Origin of the sequence: Microbacterium sp. Leaf351, assembly GCF_001423825.1 — a bacterium.
Classification (GTDB): Bacteria; Actinomycetota; Actinomycetes; order Actinomycetales; family Microbacteriaceae; genus Microbacterium; species Microbacterium ginsengisoli.
The window spans coordinates 21,270-28,298 of sequence record NZ_LMPK01000018.1 but is presented as its reverse complement, the minus strand read 5'-3'; the positions used below and the strand labels follow the sequence as shown (position 1 = coordinate 28,298).

Below are 7,029 nucleotides of genomic sequence, written 5' to 3'. Positions count from 1 at the left end.
CCCCGCCGCACTGCGCGTGCGCACCTGGGTCGACGGCGTCCTCGCACAGGACGACACCACCGCCGACCTCATCTTCCCCCTCGCCCAGATCGTCGCCGACCTCGCCCAGCACATGACGCTCGAGCGCGGCGACGTCATCCTCACCGGCACCCCGGCGGGCTCGTCCGTCGTGCGCCCGGGGTCCGTCGTCGAGGTCGAGGTCGACGCCCCGGATGCCGCGGGCTCCCCCACGTCGGGCCGCCTGCGCTCGCGCGTGGTCGAGGGCGACGACGTCTTCGATGAGACCCTCGGCTCGCTTCCGGCGGTCGACGACACCCAGCGCGCCGAGGCCTGGGGATCGCGCGAGGAGGCGGGCCTCCCGCCGCTCCCCCGCCCGTTCGCCCTCGACGACGACCTGCGGGCGAAGCTCGCCCTCACCCCGGTCGCCGGCCTCTCGGCGCAGCTGCGCAAGCGCGGGCTCAACAACGTGACGATCGACGGCGTGCGGCCGCTGCATCCCGATCAGAAGCTCGTCGGACTCGCCAAGACGCTCCGCTTCCTCCCGCATCGCGAAGACCTGTTCGCCTCGCACGGCGGCGGCTACAACGCGCAGAAGCGCGCCTTCGACGAGGTGCGACCGGGTGAGGTCATCGTCATCGAGGCCCGTGGCGAGAGCGGATCCGGCACGCTCGGCGACATCCTGGCGCTGCGCGCACAGGCGCGCGGCTCGGCCGGTGTCATCACCGACGGCGGCGTGCGCGACGCCGACGCCGTCACCGCCGTGGGCATCCCGGTCTACACGGTGGGCGCCCACCCCGCCGTGCTCGGACGCCGCCACGTGCCCTGGGACATCGACGTCACGATCGCCTGCGGCGGCACCGTCGTGCAGCCCGGAGACGTCATCGTCGGCGACGCCGACGGCGTCATCGTCATCCCGCCCGCCCTGGTCGCGGAGGTCGTCGAGGCGGCCCTCGCCCAGGAGGAGGAGGATGCCTGGGTGGCGGACCGCGTGCGGGAGGGACATCCCGTCGACGGCCTCTTCCCGCCCAACGAGGAGTGGAAGGCGAGGTACCGCGCATGGCGCGAGACGAACTGACGAGCGAGCGGGGCGCCGAGCGCCTCGCCGACCTGAGCAAGTCGCAGCAGGCGTACCACTTCATCAAGGAGCGCATCGCGAGCGGCTTGTTCGCGCCCGGCCACCGCCTGGTGCTCGGCGGCATCGCGGGCGAGCTGGACATGAGCGTGGTGCCGGTGCGCGAGGCGATCCGGCAGCTCGAGGCCGAGGGGCTGGTGACCTTCGAGCGCAACGTCGGCGCGCGGGTCTCGATGGTCGACGACACGCAGTACCGCTACAGCATGCAGGCCCTGAGCATCCTCGAGGGGACGGCCACGGCCCTCGCCGCCCGCCGGCTCACGGCCGACGACCTGCGCCGGGCCCGCCGCATCAACGAACTGATGATCGAGACCCTCGACAGCTTCGACCCCCGCGCGTTCACGAGTCTCAACCACGAGTTCCACTCGACGCTGTTCTCGAAGTGCGCGAACCCCCGCATGCTCGAGCTCGTCGAGGCGGAGTGGGGCCGGCTCGGCCATCTGCGCGACTCGACCTTCAGCTTCGTCCCGGGCCGCGCCCAGGAGTCGGTGCACGAGCACGAGAACATCGTGCTGCTCATCGAGCAGGGCGCCCCCCTCGGCGAGATCGAGAAGGCGGCCCGCCGCCACCGCTCCGCCACGCTCGACGCCTACATGATCCACGAACACCCCGACGAAGCCCTCGGGCTTCCCGCCTTCTGACCCTTCGAGGAGGTCCCATGTCCGACACCACCGTCGCACTCGACACCCACCACGTGCCCGCCGATCTGCCCACGCGCATTCAGCACTACATCGACGGCGCCTTCGTCGACTCGATCGACGGCGACACGTTCGACGTGCTCGACCCGGTCTCGAACGAGGTGTACCTGGAGGCCGCCGCCGGCAAGAAGGCCGACATCGACCGCGCCGTCGCCGCCGCGCGCCGCGCATTCGACGAGGGTCCGTGGCCGCGGATGCTGCCGCGCGAACGCGCCCGCGTGCTCACCCGCATCGCCGACATCGTCGAGACCCGCGACGCCCGCCTCGCCGAGCTGGAGTCGTTCGACTCGGGGCTGCCGATCACGCAGGCGCTCGGCCAGGCGCGCCGCGCCGCCGAGAACTTCCGCTTCTTCGCCGACCTGATCGTCGCCCAGGCCGATGACACCTACAAGGTCCCGGGGCGCCAGATCAACTACGTGAACCGCAAGCCGATCGGCGTCGCGGGTCTCATCACCCCGTGGAACACCCCGTTCATGCTCGAGTCGTGGAAGCTCGCCCCCGCGCTCGCCACCGGCAACACCGTGGTGCTCAAGCCCGCCGAGTTCACGCCGCTGTCGGCATCGCTGTGGGCCGGCATCTTCGAGGAGGCCGGCCTGCCGCAGGGCGTCTTCAACCTCGTGAACGGTCTCGGCGAGGACGCCGGCGACGCCCTCGTGAAGCACCCGGACGTGCCGCTGATCTCCTTCACCGGCGAGAGCCGCACCGGCCAGATCATCTTCGGCAACGCGGCCCCGTTCCTCAAGGGTCTGTCGATGGAGCTCGGCGGCAAGAGCCCGGCGATCGTGTTCGCCGACGCCGATCTGGATGCCGCGATCGACGCGACCATCTTCGGGGTGTTCTCCCTCAACGGCGAGCGCTGCACGGCCGGCAGCCGCATCCTCGTCGAGCGCGGGATCTACGACGAGTTCGTCGAGCGCTACGCGGCACAGGCGAAGCGCGTGACGGTGGGCTACCCGCACGACCCCGCCACGGAGGTCGGCGCGCTCGTGCACCCGGAGCACTACGCGAAGGTCATGAGCTACGTCGAGATCGGCAAGTCCGAGGGGCGCCTGGTCGCGGGCGGGTCCCGTCCGGAGGGCTTCGAGACGGGCAACTTCGTGTCGCCGACGGTGTTCGCCGACGTCGCCCCCGACGCGCGTATCTTCCAGGAGGAGATCTTCGGCCCGGTCGTGGCGATCACGCCTTTCGACTCCGACGAGGAGGCCCTCGCCCTCGCCAACGGCGTGCGCTACGGACTCGCCGCCTACGTGTGGACGAACGACCTGAAGCGCGCCCACAACTTCGCGCAGGCGATCGACGCCGGCATGGTGTGGCTGAACTCCAACAACGTGCGGGACCTGCGCACTCCGTTCGGCGGCGTGAAGGCGTCCGGCCTCGGCCACGAGGGCGGCTACCGCTCCATCGACTTCTACACCGAGCAGCAGGCCGTGCACATCACTCTCGGCGAGGTGCACAACCCGACCTTCGGCAAGGGCGCGAGCACCCACCACTGACCCGGATGCCGCGGGCAGTCGCCGCGGCATCCCTTCTTCTTCCCACCATCGAGCAAGGACGCTGACATGACCAATCCCGAAGACCGCACCCTGACCTCGTCGGGCTTCTACGTCTCCCAGGAGGCGCCGATCCGCACCGACAACCCGGTGCCCACGCCGACCTCGCCGGCACCCGACATCCTGCGGTGCGCGTACATGGAGCTCGTCGTGACCGACCTCGCCGCGTCGCGCGAGTTCTACGTCGACGTGCTGGACCTCGTGGTCACCGAGGAGGACGAGAACACGGTCTACCTCCGCTCGATCGAGGAGTTCATCCACCACAACCTGGTGCTGCGTCAGGGCCCGGTCGCCGCCGTCGCCGCGTTCTCGTACCGCGTGCGCACGCCCGAGGACCTCGACCGCGCGGTCGCGTTCTACACCGAGCTCGGATGCCGCGTCGAGCGTCGTGCGGAGGGCTTCACGAAGGGAATCGGCGAGTCGGTGCGCGTCGAGGACCCGCTCGGCTTCCCGTACGAGTTCTTCTACGAGGTCGAGCACGTCGAGCGTCTCGCCTGGCGCTACGACCTGTACACCCCGGGCGCGCTCGTGCGTCTCGACCACTTCAACCAGGTCACCCCCGACGTGCCCCGCGCGGTCGCGTTCATGCAGGATCTCGGCTTCCGGGTGACCGAGGACATCCAGGACGACGAGGGCACCGTCTACGCCGCGTGGATGCGCCGCAAGCCCACCGTGCACGACACCGCCATGACCGGCGGCGACGGCCCCCGCATGCATCACGTCGCCTTCTCGACCCACGAGAAGCACAACATCCTCGCGATCTGCGACAAGCTCGGTGCCCTCCGCCGCTCCGACGCGATCGAGCGGGGACCGGGTCGCCACGGCGTCTCGAACGCGTTCTACCTCTACCTGCGCGACCCCGACGGCCACCGCGTCGAGATCTACACGCAGGACTACTACACGGGCGACCCCGACAACCCGGTCGTGACGTGGGACGTGCACGACAACCAGCGCCGCGACTGGTGGGGCAACCCCGTCGTGCCGTCGTGGTACACCGATGCGTCGCTCGTGCTCGACCTCGACGGCAACCCGAAGCCCGTCGTGGCACGCACGGACGCCTCGGAGATGGCGGTCACGATCGGCGCCGACGGCTTCTCCTACACGCGACGCGACGAGGAGAGCGTCGCCGCAGGCGAGTTCAAGCTCGGCGCGCAGCTGTAGCGTTCAGGGCGAGAGGAGACATCCGGATGCTGCCCCCCGAGGTCATCGCCTCGCTCGCCGAGGAGCTCGCGGTCGCCGACCGCGAGAAGCGTGTCGTGCCGCGCATCACGGCGCGCCACCCCGACGCGACCGTCGAGGACTCGTACGCGATCCAGGGCGTATGGCGCGACCGCAGCCTTGCGGCGGGCCGTCGCCTCGTCGGCCGCAAGATCGGGCTGACGTCGCGGGCGATGCAGCAGGCGACCGGCATCACCGAGCCCGACTACGGAGTGATGTTCGACGACACGGTGTGGGAGAGCGGCGCGACGATCCCGTTCGACGCGTTCTCGAACGTGCGCATCGAGGTCGAGCTGGCGTTCGTGCTGGCCGCCCCTCTCGAGGGTCCGCACTGCTCGGTGTTCGACGTGCTGCGGGCGACCGAGTACGTGACACCGGCACTCGAGGTGCTGAACTCCCACATCGAGCTCGACGGGCGCACGATCGTCGACACCATCAGCGACAACGCCGCCTACGGCGGCATGGTGCTGGGCGGGTCGCCGGTCGCCCCCGACGCTGTCGACCTTCGCTGGATCTCGGCCCTGCTGTACCGCAACGAGACGATCGAGGAGACCGGTGTCGCGGCCGGCATCCTCGGCCACCCCGCCCTCGGGGTGGCGTGGCTCGCGAACAAGCTGCACCAGCACGGCGCCCGGCTCGAGGCGGGGGAGATCATCCTGGCGGGCTCGTTCACCCGCCCGACGTGGATCTCGCGCGGCGACACCGTGCTCGCCGACTACGGACCGCTGGGGGTCATCTCGTGCCGCTTCGCCTGACCCCGACCCTGCGCGATGTGCTCGCGGCGCAGCGCGCCTCTTCGTCGCCGCGCGCACTGGCGGGCATCTGGGCCTGCACCGGCTCGCCGCTCGTCGCCGAGATCTGTGCGGGGTCGGGCCTGGACTGGGTGCTCATCGACATGGAGCACTCCCCCAACGGCCTCGCCGACGTGCTCGCGCAGCTGCAGGCGGTGGCGGCGTACCCCGTGACATCCGTCGTACGGGTGCCGATCGGCGACACCGTCACCATCAAGCAGGTGCTCGATCTCGGCGCGCAGACGGTGCTCGTGCCGATGGTGTCCTCGGCCGCGCAGGCCGCCGAGCTCGTCGCCGATGTGCGCTACCCGCCCCGCGGTCGCCGCGGCGTCGGCTCGGCGCTCGCCCGCTCGGCACGCTGGAACCGCGTCGACGACTATCTCGCCGACGCCGACCGGCACGTCTCGCTGTTCGTGCAGATCGAAACGGCCGAGGGCGTGGCCGCGGCCGCGGAGATCGCCGCGGTCGACGGCGTCGACGGTGTGTTCGTGGGTCCGAGCGACCTGGCGGCATCGATGGGCGTGCTCGGCCAGCAGACGCATCCCGATGTCGTGGCGGCCGTGCACCGGGCGTTCGACGCGGTCCGCGCGGCCGGGAAGCCGGTCGGCGTGAACGCGTTCGACCCGGCTGTCGCCGATGCCTACATCGCCACGGGCGCGTCGTTCGTGCTCGTGGGCGCCGATGTCACCCTGCTCGCCCGCGGTTCCGAGGCCCTCGCCGCCCGCTTCGTGCCGGGCGACGACGCGGCGCCCCGCGCCGGCTACTGACGCGTCGCTGACAGAAAGGGCGGGGGGTGTCGAGAACCCCCGGCGCTCTCGACACCCCCCGCCACCCCGCTACCCCCGGGTCGACGGTCCGCCGCGAATTGACACGAGCGGACTCCTCTGAATATACGAGCGCAGGCGGCCCGAGGGAAGGTGCTTACGTAACGATTCGATCGAGTGCCAGGATGCCCCGCAGCGTGGCACGCAGCCACACCCGGTACGACGACATCTCCCACCCGAGCTGGGCGAACTGGAGGTAGGTCTCCGCCGAGGTCGCGACGGTCACCCGGTCCACGAGATCCGCCGGGGTGTCCGGCCTTCCCGTGAGGCCCCGCACGACAGTGAGGACGTTGTCGCGATGGGCGCGGGCCGCGGCATCCATCTGATCCCGGGCCCGGTCATCGGACGCGGACGCCTGCGCCCACACGATCGCGTAATGCGCGAAGTGCGGCACGGCGGCGCACGCGAGGTCGAGGAAGCGCTCGAGGCGCTCACCGGGGTCGGCGATGGCGGACATGTCGAGCTCGGCGAGCGCGCCGCGCAGGTCGGGGGCGCGGCCGAATGCACCGGCCCTCATCACCGCCATCAGGAGATCGAACTTCGACGAGAACCTCTGGAACACGAGATTCTCGGAGACATCCGCCTCGGCGGCGATCGCGGCGATCGTCGTGCCCGGCCAGCCCCACTCGTCGAAGTGGCGCGCCGCGGCTTCGAGGATCCGTCTGCTGCGCTCTTCGGCTGCCTTGCGCCGGCCCGACGAGTCGTAGGCCCGCTTGGTGGCGACCTCACTCATTACTGCTGTCCTTCCGCCCGCGGCGTGGGACCACTCTGCCACGCGCACCCGGGAGGGAGCCGACCGTAGGGTTGCGTCAGGAT

The 7,029-nt window shown here is 70.8% G+C and carries 7 protein-coding genes; 6 read left to right on the top strand and 1 reads right to left on the bottom strand.

Translation table 11 applies throughout. The features are described 5' to 3' along the window. From ASG00_RS06950 to ASG00_RS06925, 6 genes are all read left to right on the top strand, one after another. Positions 1-1,075 (top strand): fumarylacetoacetate hydrolase family protein (locus tag ASG00_RS06950; RefSeq protein ID WP_235559403.1); only part of this gene is annotated, 1,075 nt, incomplete at its 5' end. Further along, complete coding sequence (locus ASG00_RS06945) at positions 1,057-1,773, top strand: GntR family transcriptional regulator (RefSeq protein ID WP_045248201.1); 717 nt, start codon at positions 1,057-1,059, stop codon at positions 1,771-1,773. The genes ASG00_RS06950 and ASG00_RS06945, both read left to right, overlap by 19 nt. A 17-nt stretch (positions 1,774-1,790) precedes the next feature. Beyond that, positions 1,791-3,323 (top strand): 5-carboxymethyl-2-hydroxymuconate semialdehyde dehydrogenase, encoded by a 1,533-nt coding sequence (gene hpaE, locus ASG00_RS06940; RefSeq protein ID WP_056207880.1) that lies wholly within the window; start codon positions 1,791-1,793, stop codon positions 3,321-3,323. A 66-nt stretch (positions 3,324-3,389) separates the two neighbouring features. Next, positions 3,390-4,541, top strand: coding sequence for a 3,4-dihydroxyphenylacetate 2,3-dioxygenase (hpaD, locus tag ASG00_RS06935; RefSeq protein ID WP_056207878.1), 1,152 nt, complete (start codon positions 3,390-3,392; stop codon positions 4,539-4,541). 26 nt (positions 4,542-4,567) lie between these two features. Further along, positions 4,568-5,353 carry a 2-oxo-hept-4-ene-1,7-dioate hydratase gene (hpaH, locus tag ASG00_RS06930; RefSeq protein WP_045248198.1) on the top strand — a complete coding sequence of 262 codons (786 nt, stop codon included), beginning with the start codon at positions 4,568-4,570 and terminating at the stop codon, positions 5,351-5,353. Next, positions 5,338-6,156 carry an aldolase/citrate lyase family protein gene (locus tag ASG00_RS06925; protein WP_056207874.1) on the top strand — a complete coding sequence of 273 codons (819 nt, stop codon included), beginning with the start codon at positions 5,338-5,340 and terminating at the stop codon, positions 6,154-6,156. Before hpaH ends, ASG00_RS06925 begins: the two co-directional genes overlap by 16 nt. Positions 6,157-6,310: 154 nt before the next feature. On the opposite strand, the gene ASG00_RS15320 is transcribed toward ASG00_RS06925, so the two are convergent. Further along, positions 6,311-6,946, bottom strand: coding sequence for a TetR/AcrR family transcriptional regulator (locus ASG00_RS15320; RefSeq protein ID WP_048809480.1), 636 nt, complete (start codon positions 6,944-6,946; stop codon positions 6,311-6,313). Positions 6,947-7,029: the final 83 nt, after the last annotated feature.